Source organism: Heyndrickxia camelliae, assembly GCF_002844575.1.
Taxonomy (GTDB): Bacteria; Bacillota; Bacilli; order Bacillales; family Bacillaceae_C; genus Margalitia; species Margalitia camelliae.
Window position 1 is genome coordinate 1 of record NZ_PIQO01000016.1, and the last position, 19,890, is coordinate 19,890.

At 35.4% G+C, this 19,890-nt stretch carries 19 protein-coding genes and 1 pseudogene; 8 read left to right on the forward strand and 12 right to left on the reverse strand.

Features of this window, described 5'->3' with window-relative positions:
* Positions 1 to 432: 432 nt before the first annotated feature.
* From CWO92_RS17675 to CWO92_RS17690, 4 genes and pseudogenes are all read right to left on the reverse strand, one after another.
* Positions 433 to 735 (reverse strand): DUF4190 domain-containing protein, encoded by a 303-nt coding sequence (locus tag CWO92_RS17675; RefSeq protein ID WP_101355539.1) that lies wholly within the window; start codon positions 733 to 735, stop codon positions 433 to 435.
* Between the two features lie 383 nt (positions 736 to 1,118).
* A pseudogene (locus CWO92_RS26590) lies at positions 1,119 to 1,331 on the reverse strand (HAD family hydrolase); the annotation flags it as partial.
* A gap of 605 nt (positions 1,332 to 1,936) precedes the next feature.
* A complete protein-coding gene (locus tag CWO92_RS17685) occupies positions 1,937 to 3,130 on the reverse strand; it encodes an MFS transporter (RefSeq protein ID WP_101355541.1) in 1,194 nt (397 codons plus the stop codon).
* 145 nt (positions 3,131 to 3,275) lie between these two features.
* Positions 3,276 to 3,578, reverse strand: coding sequence for an ArsR/SmtB family transcription factor (locus CWO92_RS17690; protein WP_101355633.1), 303 nt, complete (start codon positions 3,576 to 3,578; stop codon positions 3,276 to 3,278).
* 128 nt (positions 3,579 to 3,706) lie between these two features.
* Between CWO92_RS17690 and CWO92_RS25125 the strand changes: the two genes are divergently transcribed.
* The gene (locus tag CWO92_RS25125; protein ID WP_133120578.1) at positions 3,707 to 3,910 is read left to right on the forward strand and encodes a hypothetical protein; all 204 of its coding nucleotides are present in this window, start codon (positions 3,707 to 3,709) and stop codon (positions 3,908 to 3,910) included.
* A 326-nt stretch (positions 3,911 to 4,236) separates the two neighbouring features.
* Here the strand turns inward: CWO92_RS25125 and CWO92_RS17695 are convergent, their stop codons facing one another.
* Positions 4,237 to 4,737 carry a hypothetical protein gene (locus CWO92_RS17695; RefSeq protein ID WP_101355542.1) on the reverse strand — a complete coding sequence of 167 codons (501 nt, stop codon included), beginning with the start codon at positions 4,735 to 4,737 and terminating at the stop codon, positions 4,237 to 4,239.
* A 647-nt stretch (positions 4,738 to 5,384) separates the two neighbouring features.
* Between CWO92_RS17695 and CWO92_RS17700 the strand changes: the two genes are divergently transcribed.
* Both CWO92_RS17700 and CWO92_RS17705 read left to right on the forward strand, forming a co-directional pair.
* A complete protein-coding gene (locus tag CWO92_RS17700) occupies positions 5,385 to 6,128 on the forward strand; it encodes an SDR family NAD(P)-dependent oxidoreductase (protein WP_101355543.1) in 744 nt (247 codons plus the stop codon).
* Positions 6,129 to 6,162: 34 nt separating this feature from the next.
* On the forward strand, positions 6,163 to 6,933 hold the full coding sequence (locus tag CWO92_RS17705) for an SDR family NAD(P)-dependent oxidoreductase (protein WP_101355544.1): 771 nt from the start codon (positions 6,163 to 6,165) through the stop codon (positions 6,931 to 6,933).
* A 138-nt stretch (positions 6,934 to 7,071) separates the two neighbouring features.
* Here CWO92_RS17705 and CWO92_RS25500 read toward each other — a convergent pair whose 3' ends face one another.
* From CWO92_RS25500 to CWO92_RS17720, 3 genes are all read right to left on the reverse strand, one after another.
* The gene (locus tag CWO92_RS25500; protein ID WP_165786703.1) at positions 7,072 to 7,572 is read right to left on the reverse strand and encodes a hypothetical protein; all 501 of its coding nucleotides are present in this window, start codon (positions 7,570 to 7,572) and stop codon (positions 7,072 to 7,074) included.
* Between the two features lie 339 nt (positions 7,573 to 7,911).
* Positions 7,912 to 9,129, reverse strand: a complete 1,218-nt coding sequence (locus tag CWO92_RS17715) for an MFS transporter (RefSeq protein ID WP_101355545.1) — start codon at positions 9,127 to 9,129, stop codon at positions 7,912 to 7,914.
* 31 nt (positions 9,130 to 9,160) lie between these two features.
* The gene (locus CWO92_RS17720) at positions 9,161 to 10,195 is read right to left on the reverse strand and encodes an ROK family protein (protein WP_101355546.1); all 1,035 of its coding nucleotides are present in this window, start codon (positions 10,193 to 10,195) and stop codon (positions 9,161 to 9,163) included.
* Between the two features lie 353 nt (positions 10,196 to 10,548).
* Here CWO92_RS17720 and CWO92_RS17725 point away from each other — a divergent pair, with 353 nt between their 5' ends.
* Together CWO92_RS17725 and CWO92_RS17730 are read left to right on the forward strand one after the other, a co-directional pair.
* Positions 10,549 to 10,881, forward strand: coding sequence for a PadR family transcriptional regulator (locus tag CWO92_RS17725; RefSeq protein WP_101355547.1), 333 nt, complete (start codon positions 10,549 to 10,551; stop codon positions 10,879 to 10,881).
* On the forward strand, positions 10,878 to 11,558 hold the full coding sequence (locus tag CWO92_RS17730; protein ID WP_101355548.1) for a DUF1129 family protein: 681 nt from the start codon (positions 10,878 to 10,880) through the stop codon (positions 11,556 to 11,558). The genes CWO92_RS17725 and CWO92_RS17730 overlap by 4 nt, the downstream gene beginning before the upstream one ends.
* A gap of 113 nt (positions 11,559 to 11,671) precedes the next feature.
* Here the strand turns inward: CWO92_RS17730 and CWO92_RS17735 are convergent, their stop codons facing one another.
* Positions 11,672 to 12,484 (reverse strand): SAM-dependent methyltransferase, encoded by an 813-nt coding sequence (locus CWO92_RS17735; protein ID WP_101355549.1) that lies wholly within the window; start codon positions 12,482 to 12,484, stop codon positions 11,672 to 11,674.
* A 776-nt stretch (positions 12,485 to 13,260) separates the two neighbouring features.
* On the opposite strand from CWO92_RS17735, the gene CWO92_RS17740 reads away from it, so the two are divergent.
* Entirely contained in the window at positions 13,261 to 13,782 is a 522-nt protein-coding gene (locus tag CWO92_RS17740; RefSeq protein ID WP_101355550.1) for an ECF transporter S component, read from the forward strand.
* Positions 13,783 to 13,884: 102 nt separating this feature from the next.
* The gene (locus CWO92_RS17745) at positions 13,885 to 14,427 is read left to right on the forward strand and encodes a glycerol-3-phosphate responsive antiterminator (protein WP_101355551.1); all 543 of its coding nucleotides are present in this window, start codon (positions 13,885 to 13,887) and stop codon (positions 14,425 to 14,427) included.
* A 123-nt stretch (positions 14,428 to 14,550) separates the two neighbouring features.
* Here CWO92_RS17745 and glpK read toward each other — a convergent pair whose 3' ends face one another.
* Both glpK and CWO92_RS17755 read right to left on the reverse strand, forming a co-directional pair.
* Positions 14,551 to 16,041 carry a glycerol kinase GlpK gene (gene glpK, locus CWO92_RS17750; RefSeq protein WP_101355552.1) on the reverse strand — a complete coding sequence of 497 codons (1,491 nt, stop codon included), beginning with the start codon at positions 16,039 to 16,041 and terminating at the stop codon, positions 14,551 to 14,553.
* Positions 16,042 to 16,054: 13 nt separating this feature from the next.
* Positions 16,055 to 16,855: an MIP/aquaporin family protein gene (locus CWO92_RS17755; protein WP_101355553.1), complete on the reverse strand. Its 801-nt coding sequence runs from the start codon at positions 16,853 to 16,855 to the stop codon at positions 16,055 to 16,057.
* A 535-nt stretch (positions 16,856 to 17,390) separates the two neighbouring features.
* Between CWO92_RS17755 and CWO92_RS17760 the strand changes: the two genes are divergently transcribed.
* Positions 17,391 to 19,067, forward strand: coding sequence for a glycerol-3-phosphate dehydrogenase/oxidase (locus CWO92_RS17760; protein ID WP_101355554.1), 1,677 nt, complete (start codon positions 17,391 to 17,393; stop codon positions 19,065 to 19,067).
* Positions 19,068 to 19,525: 458 nt separating this feature from the next.
* On the opposite strand, the gene CWO92_RS17765 is transcribed toward CWO92_RS17760, so the two are convergent.
* Entirely contained in the window at positions 19,526 to 19,789 is a 264-nt protein-coding gene (locus CWO92_RS17765) for an atypical membrane-integrating protein (Mistic protein) (protein WP_101355555.1), read from the reverse strand.
* Positions 19,790 to 19,890 lie beyond the last annotated feature (101 nt).

Consider the following 19,890-nt stretch of genomic DNA (forward strand, 5'->3'; position numbering starts at 1 on the left):
ACTCTCCAAAAAAGTGTTTGATATAGCTCATATAAAATGTCTTTTAAATTCAAAGACAAGAATTAACGTTGACGTTTTTGTTTTTGTTTAGTTTTCAAAGAACTATTTTTTTGTGACAGGTTTATATCTTATCACATTTAAATCTTTACTGTCAAATACTTTTTTAAAATAACTTTTTCGTATCAGCGACAGATATTAATTATACTTACATCAAACCATTTTGTCAACAACTTTTTAAAGTTGTTAAGGTTTTAATTAATCGCTCTCTCTTAGCGACTTTATTATATTACTATTATTTTTTCATAAGGTCAATAGTTTTTTAGATAACTTTTCACTACCATCAAATGACACGCATTTAATTCCTGTAAACAAAAAAAGATTATTCCTATTACTACTAGAATAACCATACTATTTTTATTCAATTTATATAAACTAATTTTTTTGTAGAATATCCATTACTTCAAACTCTACATTGGTAAACATATAGATAGAAAGAATAATAAACAAAATCCAGAGTAGATGAATGATGATTCCGATAATACTACATATAAACCCTGATGTTGCAAGTCCCCTTCCATTTTCATTTGTTTCCTCGATTTCTTTTATTCCTATTCTTGAATATATTATTCCGATAACACCAAGTACTACTCCAATAAAAGGTATTACAATCGAAAGTATTCCAAGCGTTAAAGAGATTACTGACTTGCTGTTTGTTGTCCGACCCTTTTCATCCATATACAGATCCTCCCTTTCTCTTTATATAAAAAAGAACTTATCGTATTTATCACACTCAAAAGAAATTGTGTAAAAATAATGCAACATGAATCCTTTATGGTTATGAAATTTACTTAACTTTATACCACTCGTTGGTTCACCTATAATTCATACGTGCCAGTTATTAAAAAGTTTCATGAACACACAAGGGTCAGAGTATAATTTCGGATTTAAGGAACAAAACAATAGCAGCGAGTTCCAAAGGATCTCCAATTTCATTCATTATTCAATGATCTAATTTTATTTTTCACATGATACAGTGATGTTATAGGTTCTCCATCAAATTTCAATCATTATATGCATACCTGGAAGCTTAGCTAGATCAAGAATAGAGATATCTGCTCCTAAATCTTCCTCTCTATTGCTTCTTTTCTAAACTGCATTATCCCGGGATTCTCCACTACAATCACGTCGTGTTCTAAATGGTCCCCGATAAATATAATTTCCTGTGGTGAAGCATTCAACATTGCTAAAGCTCTCTTAATAATATGTATATCCGGTTTCTTTATCCCTTCCCACTTTGAGACCAAAGTAACTTCAAAATATTTCTTAATTGCAAGGGCCCTTAGTTATTCTTCTGAAATTGTCCTTTTCCGTTGTAATGATGCCTAAATTCATATTCATACTTTTTAATTATATTAATGCGATTACGAAAAGGAACACAATGATATTTAAATGTACCAATATAGTCATGAAGTAATTCTTGCTATAATATATCTGTAATTTTATATTCATCCACTATTGTAGATACACCTTATGCTTCGTATACGTGCCCATGATTATCTCATTTTAAAATTCCAGTTACTCATATTTCCTTTGAAACAGGACTTAACACTTTTTCGAACCTGTCATATTGTCCATTAATAAACAGTTTTCATCTAAATCAATATTACTGCACTCACCATGATACTCCTATTGCTGTTCATTTCTCATTCTTTTTTTATTTACGATTGTTTCTGCACACCTTCTATATATAGGAAAAACTGCTAACAATGTTTTTTAAATGTTAAAGGAAATATCAAACGTCCTTAAAATAAAGGAATGTCACATAAAAAGAAGACGCATTCTTTTTATTGAATAGCGTCTATTTGTATTTTTACATCATTATATTTTTATTCTAATCAATATTACTACTGGTTCTCTGTTCAATAGACAAAGGATCCTACTTGTTCCGGATAACAGGTTTATTTTTTATATCAATGAGTTTTTGTTTAGAATTTGAACTGGAAGCAATCAACGAAGCGACAATTGCAATTAAAACCCCCAATGCACCAAACCAAGTAATAGAGGTCAGTGATACTTTCTCTACAAATATACCCCCAACTCCTGCACCGACTGCCATTGCTAATTGCATGATGGATTGATTAAAGCCCAGCAATACACCTGATAATTCTGGTTCAATAGTGGCTAAATGAAATTGTTGTGTCGGACCAGTTGACCATGCCGCAAATGACCATAATATTAGTATAACTAATACCCCAAATAAGGAATGCGTTACGAATGACAACAAAATGAGCATAATAATGTGTATTGCCATACCACCAACCAACGTAAAGGATACACCCCAGCGGTCAGTGCTATATCCACCGAACTTCGATCCAACTAAACTAGCTATCCCGAATATGAGTAGCACTCCACTAAGCAGATTTTCACTTACTCCTGAAACATTAAGCAGGTACGGAGAGAGATAAGTATAAGCGATAGAATATCCTCCGAGCCAGAAAAAAGTGATGGATAATCCAATCAACACTTTTGGCCTCCTGAAAAGCGACAACTGCTGAGATAACGGTATCGGTTTATCCCCCTTAGTATATGGAAGCGTAAAGAAGATAACCAGCATTGCTACTATTCCTAATAAAGCAATTCCCCCAAATACAGACTTCCAGCCAAATGCTTCAGCTGCTACTCTTCCAAGAGGAACACCAATAATGAGTGACGCTGTAAACCCCATGACTACGGTAGCAATGGCACTCGCCTGCTTACCCACTGAAGCAATCTTGGCTGCAATAGTTAATGCATTCACAACTACCATACCTGCTCCAAGCGCCATGATTACTCGTGCAACAATAAACCATTTATAACCAGGCAAAATAGACGCTAAAATATTCCCTATAATAAATAGTCCCAGAGAAAAAAGCATTAATTTTCGTCTATCCATACTTGCAGTCAAAGCCATAAGAATTGGTGTGAAAATAGCATATACGAGTGAGAAAATCGTTATTAGCTGACCCGCAGCAGCTAAAGTTATCCCAAGTGTATGAGCAATATTATCCAAAATACCGGATATTATATACTCTGATGTTCCCACTAAAAAGCTGATAATAGCTAAAATATAGATTTTCCAACTGTTAGACAAATTCGTTCACTCCTTAAATTATATAAATTTACATATTGCGAAATAACGATATGTTTATTTAAAAATATACAAATCGAAATATGTCGATATGTATGTGTTAAAAATAAACATCATAGATGTTTATTTTTATGATAATAAAATCGTTTCATATCTCTTTTTTTAGGAAGTCAGCAATTTTACTAATGGCAACTTCATCTCTTTTGTAGTACGTATACTTTCCTATTCGTTCCGCCTTAATAAGACCTGCTCTTAACAGTATGGTGAGATATTGGGAAGCCGTTGATTGTGTCATTTTTAATTTATCTGTTATTTGACTAACACACACCCCTGTTACGTTCATATCAATCCCTTCATGGGGTATAAAATAACGATCAGGCTCCTTCAGCCATTGCAAAATTTGCAACCTTGATTCATTGGATAATGCTTTGAATATTTCAATCGGTTCCATACAAATTATTATATCGTGATATCTCGATATGTCAAATAATTTATCCATTGTTCTCTATATGACTCTTTTCATAGTATGTGCATACTCTGAATAAGCGAAGTTACTCTGTTTAGAAAGTAGGTGACACCATGAATCCAGCATTGGATTTATATTTACGTTATTACAGACCCGCTTACATTCCATACCCTTATTATGACACTTATATGGGATACGTATATCCGAATTATGAAGTTATACCTTTAAACACTATAAACAATTATTGGAATGATTATGATTTAATCTATTTCAATCCCGGCGGTCAACACCCATTCGTACCTTTTACGGGCTACTAAAGGAGTATCGCAATCTGAACTTATACTCGAAGCCATTACTGTACGGGAATCTTTATACAATACCCTAAGACAAATGTCAGAAGAAGAAGTATGCAAGCCTTTATCTTCTAATGGGTTATCCCATTGTCCACATACAGGAGAACCCTATTCTCTGCTATAGATTGTGAAAGATTTTATCCAACATGATGAACACCACACCAAATAACCCATTATTTAAGCAAACTTGCTTAAAGGTGAAACCTATACACCTGTGAATTGCTGATAAAAAATAGAGCTGCCGATTTATCCATCTTCAGCTCTTTAACCTTCCATACTATTTTTAACAACTAGACCCAATTATCATCCGAATTGTCATCCCAACCACCAAAATCATTGTCATCTTGCTGATCCTTGGGATCATAATCAACTCTGTCGACATTACGATTGTCATTATCCTGATTCCAATCCTCCTGATTACGATCCTCAGGAGGATTATCCATTCCCTCTCGCAATTGATTAATCTCATCCTGCTGCAATATGTTCTGATTTTCTAATTCTCGTAACAGCTCATGATCTTCTAAATTTTGCATTGCATGATATTGATCAAAGCCAATACGACCCTGTTCTAATAAATAAGTCAGTAATGCTCCCGTTGCTAATCCACCTGCAAAGGAACCAAATCTTCCGAATCCTGAGCCTCCCCAAGAATTGATTGGCCCATAATCATCAGGACGCCCATTATAATTATTTCTTCTTGGTTCAAATACTTGTGGTCGATTTCTTTGGGTTAACGGTCGGATTATCAAAAAATAGATTAACAAGATAATGATAATAATAAGAAAAAACAACCTGTCGTGCCCCCTTTAAATGTCATATATAACTGCCTTTTTTTATGATTTCCATCTTTACTTAATTATGAACATAATATTTTTCGATTTTCTAACAAAAAAACCATTCGTAAAAACTAGCTCTACGAATGGTTATAAGATCAATAATAATTCAGTAGTTGTTGCTTGTGCCGAATCACTCGGAATAGTTGTTACATATCTATTCTGTTTTGTTGTGCATTTAAAATGGATACCATGACCGTTATACCAATGGTGCCAGCAACTTTCTGGATTAATTGCGTTAAACAATTCCATCTTGCGTTGACGAATTGCAAAAAAATAAGTGCTGCAAATCTGATAATATTTGTGCCATAACCGTTGTACTTGTCCATTCTAGATGATCAGATACACAAGACATGTAAACAACACCACCAAGACCCATTGCCGAAAATATTAGGGACAGAACATCAATCGAAACATGACGTGTCTCATTAACAATCGGTAAAAAGGTGAGCCCGAGATAAGGTACATTATTACTAAAAGGCTACACTACTGAAATATTTAACAAGTACATAAATGGTAGATTGAATTGTCGACAATCTACAAAATCGGTGATATGATTTAAATGTAATAGTTAATAATGTTGGCCTTTAAGGAGGATATATAATATGACAAATTTAGATGGCAAAGTTGTAATTGTAACAGGCGGTGCATCCGGTATAGGACTGGCAACTGCAAAAGCTTTTTTAGATAAAGGTTCTAAAGTTGTAATTGGTGACTACAACAAAGAAGCAGGGAAAAAAGTAGAAGAAGAATTAAAAGCAGAATATGCGAATGTTTTATTTGTTCCCGTTAATGTGGCCGAAGAAAAATCTGTGGAAAACCTTGTTTCAGTAACTGTAGAACAATTTGGACGTTTAGATGTAATCTTTAATAATGCAGGTATCGGAGTTCAAACTCCCACTCATCAACTAACGGACGAAGAGTATAAGAGAGTTATAGCGGTTAACCAAGATGGTGTATTTTATGGCATCAAATACGCCCTTCGCGAGATGCTCAAAACTGGAGGCGGTTCCATTATTAACACTTCCTCTATTTTGGGAACAGTTGGTGAACCTACGTCTATTCCGTACGCAGCAAGCAAAGGTGCTATTAATTTAATGACTAAATCTGTAGCATTGGAATATGCCGATCGTAATATTCGAGTAAATGCCGTTGGCCCAGGATTTATTGAGTCAGGATTAGTTAACAAAGAAGCACTTGGTGATTTTTATGATGGTTTAGTAGCAAAGCATCCAATTGGCCGACTAGGCAAACCAGAAGAAATTGCTCATGCAGTTATCTTTTTAGCTGAAAATGACTTTGTAACTGGCACAACCATTCTAGTTGACGGTGGATATACAGCGAAATAAAAAATAATACTTTATTAAAAGGAGTGTTACCAATATGCTTTTTGAGAACAAAGTAGTTTTAATAACTGGTGCTGCTGGAGGTATTGGTATTGCCGCTGCAAAAGCATTTGCGAAAGAAGGCGCAAAACTAGCTTTAGTAGATTTGAGGAGAGAACCACTAGAACAAGCAGCTAAGTCAGTGGATGCAAAAGATATTTTATTGCTTACTGCTAACGTTTCTAATGAAAATGAAGTAAAAGAATATGTTCAAAAGACGAAAGAGCATTATGGACGCATTGATGTCTTTATCAATAATGCCGGTATTAATGGTGAATTCAAAAATATTACAGAACAAACGGAAGAGAACTTTAAAAATGTTTTCGGTGTTAATGTAATGGGTGTGTTCTTTGGCTTAAAATATGTTCTTCAAATAATGAAAGAGCAAAAAAGCGGTGCGGTTGTAAATACCGCTTCAAATGGCGGTCTATTAGGTGCCCCAGGAATGAGCGCTTATGTTGCTTCCAAACATGCTGTCATTGGTTTAAATAAAACAGCAGCACTTGAAATGGCAGAATACGGTGTACGCGTTAATGCTGTTGCTCCATCCGGTGTAAATACCGAAATGATGAGAAGAATTGAGAAGAATGCATTGGGTGATAAAGCGGATGAAGCCAGAAAAGCATTCGAGGCATCAGTTCCGATGAACCGCTATGCAACTGCAGAAGAAATTGCGGATTTAATGGTATTTCTAGCTTCTGAAAAAGCATCCTTTATTAGCGGATCCTATTACAGAATAGATGGTGGACAAGGAGCTACATCTGTTTAAGATAATAAAAGATCGTAATTGGCTTAATCGTAATTTTTTTGCGACCCCATCTCTTTATTTCAAAGAGAATGAGGTCGTATTTTATTATAATGGATTGTAAAACAAAAACCCGTAGAAAAGAAGCAAGGTGCATTTTTATTACGATATTTGATAATGCAAAACAATATGCCGATAAATGACAATCCATGCGATGGCGAACAATATTATTAAAAAAATGGTTACGATGTATAAACCTATTTGCGGAATCATCACGCCAACCATTACTCCCATGAGTCCACCCATTGAACCTGCAATGATACCATCTAGTATGGCAATTCCATCTTTAAATGGGGAACTAATTAGCCCACTAATAAAAATACCAGTGATTAACCCAACAATATAGGCTACATTTTGATGATTAATCATGATTCCACCAACAATGGTACAAAGAGCCATAGTAGAACTCATCCCCAGAGACATTGGTATCGAATGTGTCAAATTGCTATGTTGCTTGCGTAATTTTCTTAATAATATTTGATGCTCCCACAGTGTGTAAACAATATGGAAAACTAATAGAAAAATAATGACTAAAGTGATTACAACAAAAATCCATGATATACTAGCAGAATTTATTATCCTATGATCCAGTTCATGCCTCATTCATATGCCCCCTTGTACAAAGAACGGAGTAAAACACGCTGTCCATAAGATATTTATTCTATAAAAATAAAAATATCCCGTAATCGGAAATAATGATTATTTTAATAATCATCTTGTACATTTTGCAAATTTCATAAAGACAGTTCATTTAATTAAAGATTTGTACAAAACCTTGATGTAGTAAAATTAGTAAGAATCGGTCCAAAAACTCCTTCTACAAATCACTTCCCCCGTGAAAATAAAAGAAAACCATCCCTTCTCCTTTAGTCTGAAGGGACGGTTATGTATCCTATGACTAATTGAATCATAAGATTTAAGTTTCAACTGAGTCTCACTCCATTAAACCGCTGTTGAACTTGTATCATTTCTCTTAATTATGCTCTTCTTTTTTATGAGTCTATTTAAGTTTTCCGAACTTAGAAGCATTGCTGCAACAAAAATAACAATACAAATTGGGAGGATTCCGATTGTTGAATGTGATGCGATGAACCCAAGAAGCGGAGGAATAAATGTACTGCCTGTATAGGCGACTGCCATTTGATAACCCATAATGGTTTGGGAATGCTGTTTGCCAAAACGAGTTGGTGTTTCATGCAGCATACACGGAAATATCGGCGCTAACCCTAATCCAATCATAATAAACCCTACTAATGAAAAGATTGATGGCAGTGGTAGGAATAAAAATGCTGCACCTACTAATGCTATTATTTGCCCTAATCGAATAAGAGTACGATTGCCTATCTTAAAAGTAATAAAGCCTGTTATAAATCTACCAATCGTTATTCCGCCGTAATATAAGGAAACCCACTGTGCCGCCTGTGCTGCAGGTAACTCTTTGATATTTACTAAAAAGCTGCTTCCCCAAAGACCTACTGTTGATTCAACCCCACAATAAAATAAGAAAGATGCTAGAGCGAGCTTAACCCCTTTAATTTGTAAAGGTTTAACGTCTTTAGCCCTTTCATTATGATTAACTGGTTCTTCCTTTTTGCTATTAGTGTTGACCTTTGTCACAATATTCCATAAAGGCAATGTCAGAAGAAGGATGATCACTAACGAAAATTGAATTCCAGAAATAGCGAAATAGCCATTTCTCCACGAATGTTGTACCGAAATAAACTGAGCCATAATGATAGGTCCAAAAGTAGCTCCAACTCCCCAAAAACAATGTAACCAACTCATATGATGTGCCTTATAATGTGTGGCAACATAATCGTTTAACCCTGAATCAACGGCCCCTGCACCTAATCCAAGCGGTATGGCACATACATATAACCATATAACCGATGGAGCAAAATGAAATCCTAGCAAAGCACAAGCTGTCATGAATACACTAACAAATGTGACCTTGCCAGTTCCAAACTTTCTAAGCACCTTACCACTGATCAAACTGGAGATAATGGTACCGCCCGCAATAGTCATAAAAAGGAAGCCAGCCGTTTCAAGTGGTGCCCTCAAATCCGATTGCATAATAGGCCATGCTGCCCCTAACAAGGAATCTGGCAAACCTAAGCTGATAAAAGCCAAATATATGATGATTAAAAGGAATGTTGTCATATTAAACCTCGCCAATTATCCGATTTTTGATTTACTTGCTTATCCCATTCAACATGAGTTCAAGACCCAGACTTTGTAATCCATATAAATAATCTTGTTTCCAATCACTGATTGTCAGCTCAGGAATGTGTTCTAAGGGGACATATTTTGAGCTAACTATAGCGATTTTGTCTAACATTGTTATATCTACTTCATCATTACAAAAAATAATGGTATGAGGATTGATAATCGCTACAAAAGAAGCTACTAGTCTGCTAATTGCATCTATCTCATCATCTTCACAGATTTTTATTTTTTTAGATCCCATTCGACTTTTCATTGCTTGCCGAAAATTTCGGTTATTATATTGGGGAACAAATGATACCTCTCCGGAGAAACATGTGCTACCTCGAACCAAATCACTATTAATCATAATTCCTGCACCTGGACCGTTTACCCCAAAATACAGATATATAAGTGACTGCTTCTCCTTTATTCCTCTATTTGTTTTATATCCGAGAACAGCTGCGTTCATATCGTTCTCCACTGCGACAGGTATAGAAAAATAATCCTCATAATATCCTTTTAAATCAAAATGTTGAAACTGCTCGTATCCAGGTATGTAAAAAATCCGACCATTGTCAACGGCACCAGGAACGCCAATTGCGATGGAACTGATTTTCGGATATGAATTTATTATGTTTTCCATATACTTAGTTAATCCATTAAGACCATTCTCTAACAATACACTAGTGGTATTTCCCTGTTCTTTAATCTCCCCCATACAGTTAAAAACGGTATACACAGTTTCTGTTCTCTCTAAAAATATCGCAAGTCCTAATGTATGCTCAGGATTATATGCAAATCTTTTTGCTCTTCTCCCACCGCTGGAATCATCTAAACCGACAACAATAATTTCCCCATCTTTCTCCATCTGTGTTAGAAACTTTCCTATTGTCGGAAGACTTATATCTAATTGATTGCTAAGTTCAAGCTTGGTTGCACTTCCAAGTTCCAAAAGTTTAGTCCGAATACCTCGAAGAATGATCTTCTTCAGAGATTTTGGAGTAGCTAATAATTCATTCACAGGATTCACCTCTAAAAGAACTTTCAACTTATTAAATAACTTTATAAACTTCTTTAATAAGTGATAGTGCTAATATATCACATCTATTTACTGAAAACAATGAAAATTTCACATTAAAAGACTGAGACTAAACTACCAATAACGTATGTATTGATTAGAAAGGAAAATGCCTTTATAAGAACTCAAGTTATTCACGCTCTTTTTTCTATCTAGGTAAAAAACAATTTGACAGGAATGGAATAATAAGGTTAAAATAGTGACAACTACTTTGCTAAGCAAGGTAGTTGCATTTTAATTTGCTATCTTGTTTTGCAAGATAGGTATGTAGCATATATAAGAAAGGAAGCTATACTATGTCCTTACGCAGTCAATTATTAAAAGGAATATTAGATGGTTGTGTCTTAGCAGTCATCGAGAAGGAACCCGTGTATGGCTATGAATTATCAAAGAAACTTCAAGAAGTAGGACTAAGTGATGTGAGTGAGGGTACGATTTATCCGATTTTGTTACGATTACAAAAAAATGGTCTCATTAAGGGCAAAATGCAATCATCGGATTATGGTCCAAACCGAAAGTATTACTATTTAACCGAGCAAGGCAAAGAGTCACTTGATACCATCGCCTTAGAATGGAAGCAAATTGTGAATCCCGTTAATTCTTTATTTAAGGAGAGGAATATACCTTGAAGGCTAAACAATTAATTGAAGAAAATAATCAAAAACGTGAGCTTCTCACGCCCGAGAACAAACAATACTATAGTGATATGTTGGTTTACATACGTCTTAATTTGTCTTTGTCTGAACAACAATCGGAAGAAGTATTAATGGAAATGCTGGATCACCTGCTGGAGGGGCAAAAAGATGGAAAATCGGCACGAGATATTTTTGGCGATGATCCTAAGCGTTTTGCGGATGACATTATTCAAAACCTTCCCAAAGGGAAAAAGCGTGATGTTTTTCCTTTTCTTTGTGGCATCGTGCTCCATCTAATGAGTTGGATGTTCATCATTCGAGGTATTGCGATTCTAGTAACCTCACATTTTAGAGATGTAGAAACTACAGTATATCCACTGACATCTCTTATTATATTTGTTGTTATCTTGGCTGCTGTTTTTTTCGATGTATGGTTCATTTTTCGGATTATCCAACAATCTTTATTTAATGAAAATGCCAATAAAAAGAAAGATATGATGAAGTTTATAATTATGGCTTTGCTATCGATGGGTATTATTGTAGGGATAAGCTTGTTCACTCCTAAGTTTGGCCCTACCTTCCATTTTACTTGGTTAGCTTCACTGCTAACAGGAGGAAGCCTTTTAGTTATCGTATATATTATGAGAAAATCCAATGTTGGGTTTAAATAGACATGAAATGCCCACGGCCTAGTATTCTATTTTTAATAATGTCTCTCACTCCTTTACTCCTATTTAAAGAAACAAGAGAACTTATTTTAGATGATAAGTTCTCTTGTTTTCTTCTATTTTGTACATATAATGAAACTATCTAAGGATTGTTCATCTCCATCTGATGAATTCATTAACTCGTAATAGCTATTTATCAGGGTTTGCATCATTTCAGAAACGCGTGAAAATTCATGGCGGATACTATTTGCATAACTCTTCTCCCACTGTCCGTCCTGTAGATACTTTGCGTTGACCGTTAATTGTTTTCCAATTTCAAACCCAGCTTCTTCAAGTAGTCGCTGAACCTGTTTTTTATCGAATAGATTTTGGATATTACCATCGTTATGAACAAAATTTGAATAAAATGCTAGGATGGAAGCTGCATAAAAATGGGAACGCTGTTGCATGCTCGTAAAATCGAGATCCCATTCCGCAAAACATATTCTTTCCGTCATAGTACGTAGCTTTTGAAAATATTGAAGTAAATCCTTCGATCTCTTAAAATACCAGGAACAATGAGATAAGACTGCAGCATCGAATCGTTCATTTGATTCAAATTCCTTAAAATCCATGTCAAATTGAAAACGAATGCGTTTTCCCAATAAGGAATTTTTCATTCTCTCTGTAGCTTGCCTCAATGTTAATGGTGCTCCGTAGTCTGGACTTGCAATATCGATTGCGACAACATATCCATTCTCTCCTACCGCATCTGCCAGTGCAGCGGTTGTATCCCCTTGACCACATCCAATTTCTAGTACACGCATCCCTTTTTGTATCCCAAATGCTTCTACTAAATCCAAACGGTGTTGTAACTGAATTTGCTGTATGAAATCATCTTCAAATAATTGATAAGTTTCTATGAAGGCTGCTGTTTTTCCGTTACTCATAAGACCCTCCCATATTTTGTGTATTGATACATTACAACGAATGAAAGAGGTCACTCAATAAAATCTACACTAAATTATCAACCTCTGCCATTTGATCTGTTGTTAATAATAAAGTCACCATCAATTCATCGACTCCTTATTTCTATTAAACCTATTAAATCACGAAAATTTAGTATAGTAAATTTATTAATGTGAAAGTTAACAAAATATTAGCATGCATTCCCTTGAATCAACTGATTTTTATATAAATTGGAATAAAATCCATTCTTGCTTATTCATTCTTCATGTGACCCGCTCTCCATAATCTCTCCAGCGTTAATCACCAAGATGTTATCCGCCTCCCGTAAGGTATTAAGTAGATGTGCAATAACGAAACTCGTTCCACTACCCCCAGATTAGCAAGATGCGGTGCAAGTCTCGGCTGAAGCAAATCAAAGAAGACTTCCAATATCATATTAGGAGTATTCTTCAATATTTCTCAGCAGCTGTTCCTGCTTCACATAGAAAAACCCTTAAAAACAGTATCTTCCATAGCAATCTATAATGATTTCCAAACAAAAAAATGCATTTCCACAAGAGTAGAAAAACATCCTTTATAAAGACTTTTATTCTTATACTGCCACGTATGTTCTATTGTAATAAATTTACAGCCTCCATATATATAAAGATTTAGCATAATGGAACATGTTATACTGATAATGTTTTGTTTTTGACTTGTCTATTTAACAGATTCTAATAGTATGATATTATTTTTTAAAAAAAGAAGAGGTCATCATATGAAATCAACATTCCTACCAACAACTAGAACAAAAGCAATAGTCATTAATGCGCTCTTCATAGCATTAACCCTAGTAGCCACTGCGCTCATCAACATAAGGCTGCCAATAATGGGTAATGGGGGGCTAATCCATCTCGGTAATGTGCCTCTTTTTGTAGCAGCTATGATATACGGCAAAAAAACAGGCGCTATAGCCGGTGCCTTTGGAATGGGTCTCTCCGATGTCATATCTGGCTGGGCGATATGGTCACCGTTTACCTTTATCATCGTTGGTGCAATAGGCTTCGTTGTCGGACTTATTTCTGAAAAGGTTCCTGGCAATAGATATCTTGTAAACACACTTGCGGTAATATTGGCGTTAATTATAAAAATTGTTGGATACTATTTTGCAGAAGTAATTCTCTATGGAAACTGGATTCAGCCATTCGGCTCCATTCCAGGAAATGTGATGCAAATTGTTATAGCAGGTATCATTGTGGTACCACTTGTCGGGCGAATTAAGAAACAGATAGCAAAATAAATAGTATAGAGATATTAACAGGAGTATTTTTCTCCTTTCTCATCGTTATCCTTTAATCAAATTGAACCGTAAAAATATTGAACAAATAAAGGGGTATAAACATTGCAAAAGATATTTCCCGCATTTTCTACATTTAAGTATTTTGAAAAGTTTTTAAAAAGTGATTATGAAATAGGTGTGTCTTTAGAAACCCATATTGGACAACTAATTAATATAAAAAAAATGGCAGAGGAGTATAACAAAAAAATTATATACCATGTGGATCTTATACACGGATTAAAAAACGATGACTATGGTACAGAATATCTGTGTCAAGAATATAAACCCTTTGGAGTTATTTCAACAAAATCAAATGTAATTTATACAGCTCAAAAGAAAGGCGTTATGTCGATTCAAAGAATATTTTTGCTTGACTCTCATGCTGTTGACAAAAGCCTTCAATTGGTAGAAAAAACGAAACCTGATTTTATTGAAGTTATACCAGGAGCGATTCCTTCCATGATTGCGGAAATAAAAGAAAGAACGCAAACTAAAATACTTGCCGGTGGATTAATTCGTAATATTGAGGAAGTCGAGAATGCTTTATCTGCTGGTGCCAAAGGGATTACCACTTCTAAAGTGGACATTTGGGATCATTTTAAATAAAATCCAAGAATACTTTCATCATGAATTATTTATACTTTATTTAATATTTGCTAATAAAAAGATCCATAACATGCATTATAAAGCGGATGTTATGGATCTTTTTTAATTTTAAATTGCTAATTATTATTTAAACATTCTTGTTGCAGCGACTGCTTTTTTCCATCCCTCATATAGCTTTTTACTCCGGTCATCATCCAGCTGTTTTGTAAAGGTTTTTTCCTTTTTCCATTGTTTTGCGATTTCTTGTTTATCATTCCAGTAGCCCACAGCTAAACCTGCGAGATATGCAGCACCTAATGCTGTAGTTTCACTTACCACTGGACGATCAACTGGAACACCAAGAATATCACTTTGGAATTGCATAAGGAAATTATTCTTAACTGCTCCACCATCGACTCGAAGTGACTTAAGATCTAATTCGGAATCAGATACCATTGCGTCTAACACATCTTTTGTTTGATAGGCTAAAGACTCTAGTGTTGCACGAATGAGATGTTCTTTAGTTGTTCCTCTAGTAAGCCCGAATACTGCGCCACGCGCATCACTATCCCAGTAAGGTGTGCCAAGACCTACGAACGCAGGAACTATATAAACACCATCCGTTGAATCCACCTTAGTTGCGTAACTCTCACTCTCAGGTGCATTTTTTAGCATTCGCAAACCATCCCGCAGCCATTGAATTGCCGAACCTGCTACAAACACACTGCCCTCCAATGCGTATTCTACTTTGCCATCAACACCCCATGCTAGGGTTGTCAGTAATCCATTCTCAGATTTTACTGCTTTTTCGCCAGTATTCATTAACATGAAGCAACCGGTACCATAAGTATTTTTTGCCATTCCTTTTTCAAAACATGCCTGCCCAAATAATGCGGCTTGCTGATCCCCAGCTATACCAGCGATTGGTACTTCATGACCAAAGAAATGATAGTCTACTGTCTTTGCATAAACTTCTGAAGATTGACATACTTCAGGGAGCATACTTTTCGGTACACCTAATATTTTCAACAACTCTTCATCCCATGTTAATTCATAAATATTGTACATAAGTGTACGTGACGCATTCGAATAATCGGTTACATGTCTCTTACCACCTGAAAGTTTATAGACAAGCCATGTATCAATTGTACCAAAAAGAAGTTCTCCTTTTTCTGCTTTCTCCCTTGCTCCTTCAACATGATCAAGTATCCATTTTACCTTCGTGCCTGAAAAATATGGATCGATGAGGAGTCCCGTTTTGTCTCTAAATAAATCACTATAACCATTTTCACGTAGTTCCTTACAAATCTCTTCCGTTTGTCGGGATTGCCATACGATGGCTTTATAAATCGGTTTTCCTGTAGTTTTATCCCATACAACAGTTGTTTCACGTTGATTCGTAATTCCAATTCCTGCTACTTGATTAGGATTAACATCCGCCTTTCTTAATACTTCCGCTATACAAGCAAGAACAGATGTCCAAATCTCATTTGCATCATGCTCTACCCAGCCCGGTTCTGGAAAAAACTGTTCAAATTCTCTTTGCGCCGTCTCAACGATTTCACCCGCATGATTAAAAAGAATAGCTCGAGAGCTAGTTGTCCCTTGATCAATTGATAGTATATATTGTTTCATATCATTCTCCTCCTTAATTAATCCCTTTTTTAATTTCCTTTGAAGCCGCAGCAACAAAGATAATGACAACTATTATACTTACAATCCAAAATCCAATGGAAAAATCGCCTTTAAAAATTGCCTGATAAAACAAAGCACCATAAACTCCTCCGATTATAGGCCCTAAAATAGGAATCCATGCATATCCCCAATCAGAACTTCCTTTACCAGCAATAGGGAGAAAAGCATGCGCTATTCTTGGCCCTAAGTCACGTGCGGGATTAATTGCATACCCAGTTGTCGACCCTAACGATAAACCAATTGCTGTGATTAATAATCCTACAATCGCTGGATTTAGTCCCTCCGTAAAACGATTTGCACCAATAAATAACAAACCCATAATAAGTATAAAAGTTCCAATCATTTCACTAATTAAGTTAGCAAGCGGACTCCTTATGGCAGGATCTGTGGCGAACACTGCCAACTTAGCAACCTTATCTTCTGTTTCTCTCCAATGAGGTAAATATAAGAAAAATACAATAATAGCACCGATAATAGCACCAATTATTTGGGCGGCTATATACACAGGAACCTTAGCCCACGGAAATTTGCCAATTGCAGCAAAGGCTAGAGTAACAGCTGGATTCAAATGTGCACCAGATATACTCCCTACAGCATATGCTCCCATCGTAACCGCAAGACCCCATCCGATGGTAATTACAATCCAGCCTGATCCTTCCGCTTTTGTCTTTTTTAAGACAACACCACCAACAACGCCACCTCCGAAAATAATCAAAATCATCGTTCCAACTAATTCACCTAAAAATTCCGACATTCTTCTCCCACCTTCACTACCATTTTTCACCTTATATGTTTATTACAATGGAAAGCAAAAAGACCCACAATTTTTAAATGTATACTTATCAAAAGCATACATATCAAAAAATGTGGGTCTCAATTTCTCCATCACACTATTAACTTATTTAAATATTAATTTACATTGTAAACGTTGTCAATATTTTTTTAGGTCTCTGTTTTAGACGTTGATGTTGAATATTTAAAACCGACCGACATTTTGACATATACCACTTCAGTATTGGCGAGATTTTGTTATTATTATAGTTTGCCAGAGTAATGTTACTACTTCGATCAAACTTCTTATAAATGGAATAAAGCGTTTTAAAAAAGGCTGGCAACAATAAAAAAGTTGTGATAGTATGAAGATAAGTTAATATACGGTAGGAGACTAAGAGAGACCATACAGCATTTTAGTGTTGCACTATTATGCCTGTAGTGGTCTCTTTTTGTTTATCACTGTATAAAAGAATATAATCAATCAACTATATATGGATAATTTATATTATGGGGAGATGATTCAATTGAAAAATAACTTCACAGGAATCAATCGGACTGAATTGCTAGAACAAATGACAAAAAATAAATACGATCTTCTTATTATTGGCGGTGGAATTACTGGTGCAGGTATCGCATTAGATGCCGTTACACGCGGAATGAAAGTAGCATTAGTAGAAATGCAGGATTTTGCTGCCGGAACATCCAGCCGATCTACAAAACTTGTCCATGGTGGATTGCGTTATTTAAAACAATTCGAAATAAATGTAGTAAAAGAAGTTGGTCGTGAGCGGGCAATTGTTTATGAGAATGGACCACATGTCACCACACCTGAATGGATGCTTCTTCCTTTCCATCAAGGCGGAACATTTGGTGCTTTTACCACTTCCATTGGTCTCAAAGTGTATGACTTTTTAGCCCAAGTTAAGAAATCAGAGCGTCGTACTATGCTATCTGCTGAGGAAACACTAAATAAAGAGCCACTTATTAAAAAAGAGGGATTAAAAGGTGGAGGGTATTATGTGGAATATCGTACGGATGATGCAAGATTAACAATTGAAGTTATGAAAGCAGCCGTAGCTCATGGTGCACATGTTGTAAATTATACAAAAAGTGAAAACTTCATCTACAATAATGACAGAAAAATAATAGGTGCTAATGTACGTGATGTACAAACGGATAAAACGTATGAAATATTTGCCGAGAAAGTTGTGAATGCTGCAGGTCCATGGGTGGATCAAGTGCGTGGAAAAGATTACTCCAAAAATAATAAACAACTCAGACTAACAAAAGGCATCCATCTTGTTTTCGACCAATCCGTATTCCCATTAAGGCAAGCAGTGTATTTCGATACTCCGGATGGAAGAATGATTTTTGCGATTCCACGTGATGGCAAAACATATGTCGGAACAACAGATACTTTTTTTGACAAAGATATAACACATCCTAAGATGCTATCATCTGATCGTGACTATGTGATTAAAGCCATTAACTATATGTTTCCAAAGGTTAAAATTGCTCAGGAAGATGTTGAATCTAGTTGGGCAGGTGTCAGGCCACTTATCTATGAACAAGGAAAAGACCCTTCAGAAATATCTAGAAAAGATGAAATATGGGAATCCGATAGTGGATTGATTACAATTGCCGGCGGTAAATTGACAGGATACCGTAAAATGGCTGAAAATGTGGTTAACCTTGTTTCAAAAGAGTTGTCTTCAGCTCACCAAAAAAACTATAAATCCTGCCAAACCATTCATTTACCTATTTCAGGAGGGGATTTTGGAGGTTCTGAAAAGTATCAATTATTTGTTGATCATAAATCTAAAGAAGCGGTCTCATATGGATTAAAGGAAGACGAAGGTCGCATACTTGCTAGTAAATATGGAACAAATGTAGACTATTTGTTTCAGTATGCTAAGAAATATAAGGAATTAGAACAAAAGGATTTAACCCCATTTGTATATGCACTGCTTATGTATGGAATTGAACATGAAATGGTAGTAAAACCTGTAGACTTCTTTATTCGCCGCACAGGTTCCGTTTTCTTTAATATTGGATGGGCCAAACAGTGGAAAGATCCTGTCATTGATAGGATGGAAGCGATTTTTAATTGGACACCGGATCAAACAGCAGAATATAAAGCTGACTTAGAAAAGGAATTAAGAGATGCAGTAATCCCTGTAGATCAACAATAGATAATATAGTGAACATTATCAGCAATAAAAAAATCAAAGCGATATCCATGGCGAAACTTATTTCATTGGATAGCAGTAAGCGAATAAAAAATGGGAGCTGCCAAGTAATATTAGGCAGCCCCATTTTTTTGTTGGTATTAAGGAAAGTAAAGCATTACATATCAAGAGCCGTTAGTCACAATGAAGAGGGGTTAGATATCACAGAGTCAGCGGTCTTTAAATCAACTGAATGAGGAATAGGTAACTAACTATTCTTTCTATACATCTTGGGTCTATATTTCAGCCTTGAGTCCTACTGTTTATTAAAAGGATCATATAAACGCCTCCTCTAGATAAATGCATAAAAAAACCGTTATTTTGAAAAAAGCAGATCAAAATGACGGTTTTTCCAATTATTTTAAAATACTGATTATTTTTATTGAACTTATGAATCCAATTGTGTAGGAAGTATAGTTCCTTTATTCTTCCTGTTCAACCTCAAATGAATCTAAATCCAACCACGTTAACACTTCTCGAAGAATGGTATTAATTTTTTTGCTTACATAATCCTCTCCGAATATGCGTTTTGCCTTTTCGAGGTCCTCCATTACTTCTTTATCAAGATTAATTATTGGTGTATCGTCTTCAATCGAGTTGTATAATTCAATAACACTTTCCAACCCCTCTTGCATTTTATCTATTGCAACACTAAGATTTTTACTCTCTGTGGTCTCTGCTTTCATGTTTTATCACCTAAGTCTTACGGTATTATGATTGATATATCCTTATAAGTTTCTGCATAACCAGCGAATTCTATTCCAGCAAGGAATATAGGACTACCTCA

What these genes read in the sequence shown, in the direction of transcription:
- CWO92_RS17735 (WP_101355549.1), bottom strand. Translation starts at nt 12,484, where the DNA reads ATGAGTAACGGAAAAACAGCAGCCTTCATAGAAACTTATCAATTATTT.
- CWO92_RS17725 (WP_101355547.1), top strand. Translation starts at nt 10,549, where the DNA reads ATGTCCTTACGCAGTCAATTATTAAAAGGAATATTAGATGGTTGTGTC.
- CWO92_RS17675 (WP_101355539.1), bottom strand. Translation starts at nt 735, where the DNA reads ATGGATGAAAAGGGTCGGACAACAAACAGCAAGTCAGTAATCTCTTTA.
- CWO92_RS17705 (WP_101355544.1), top strand. Translation starts at nt 6,163, where the DNA reads ATGCTTTTTGAGAACAAAGTAGTTTTAATAACTGGTGCTGCTGGAGGT.
- CWO92_RS17765 (WP_101355555.1), bottom strand. Translation starts at nt 19,789, where the DNA reads ATGAAAGCAGAGACCACAGAGAGTAAAAATCTTAGTGTTGCAATAGAT.
- CWO92_RS17715 (WP_101355545.1), bottom strand. Translation starts at nt 9,129, where the DNA reads ATGACAACATTCCTTTTAATCATCATATATTTGGCTTTTATCAGCTTA.
- CWO92_RS17690 (WP_101355633.1), bottom strand. Translation starts at nt 3,578, where the DNA reads ATGGAACCGATTGAAATATTCAAAGCATTATCCAATGAATCAAGGTTG.
- CWO92_RS17760 (WP_101355554.1), top strand. Translation starts at nt 17,391, where the DNA reads ATGATTCAATTGAAAAATAACTTCACAGGAATCAATCGGACTGAATTG.
- CWO92_RS17755 (WP_101355553.1), bottom strand. Translation starts at nt 16,855, where the DNA reads ATGTCGGAATTTTTAGGTGAATTAGTTGGAACGATGATTTTGATTATT.
- glpK (WP_101355552.1), bottom strand. Translation starts at nt 16,041, where the DNA reads ATGAAACAATATATACTATCAATTGATCAAGGGACAACTAGCTCTCGA.
- CWO92_RS25125 (WP_133120578.1), top strand. Translation starts at nt 3,707, where the DNA reads ATGAATCCAGCATTGGATTTATATTTACGTTATTACAGACCCGCTTAC.
- CWO92_RS17740 (WP_101355550.1), top strand. Translation starts at nt 13,261, where the DNA reads ATGAAATCAACATTCCTACCAACAACTAGAACAAAAGCAATAGTCATT.
- CWO92_RS25500 (WP_165786703.1), bottom strand. Translation starts at nt 7,572, where the DNA reads ATGAGGCATGAACTGGATCATAGGATAATAAATTCTGCTAGTATATCA.
- CWO92_RS17700 (WP_101355543.1), top strand. Translation starts at nt 5,385, where the DNA reads ATGACAAATTTAGATGGCAAAGTTGTAATTGTAACAGGCGGTGCATCC.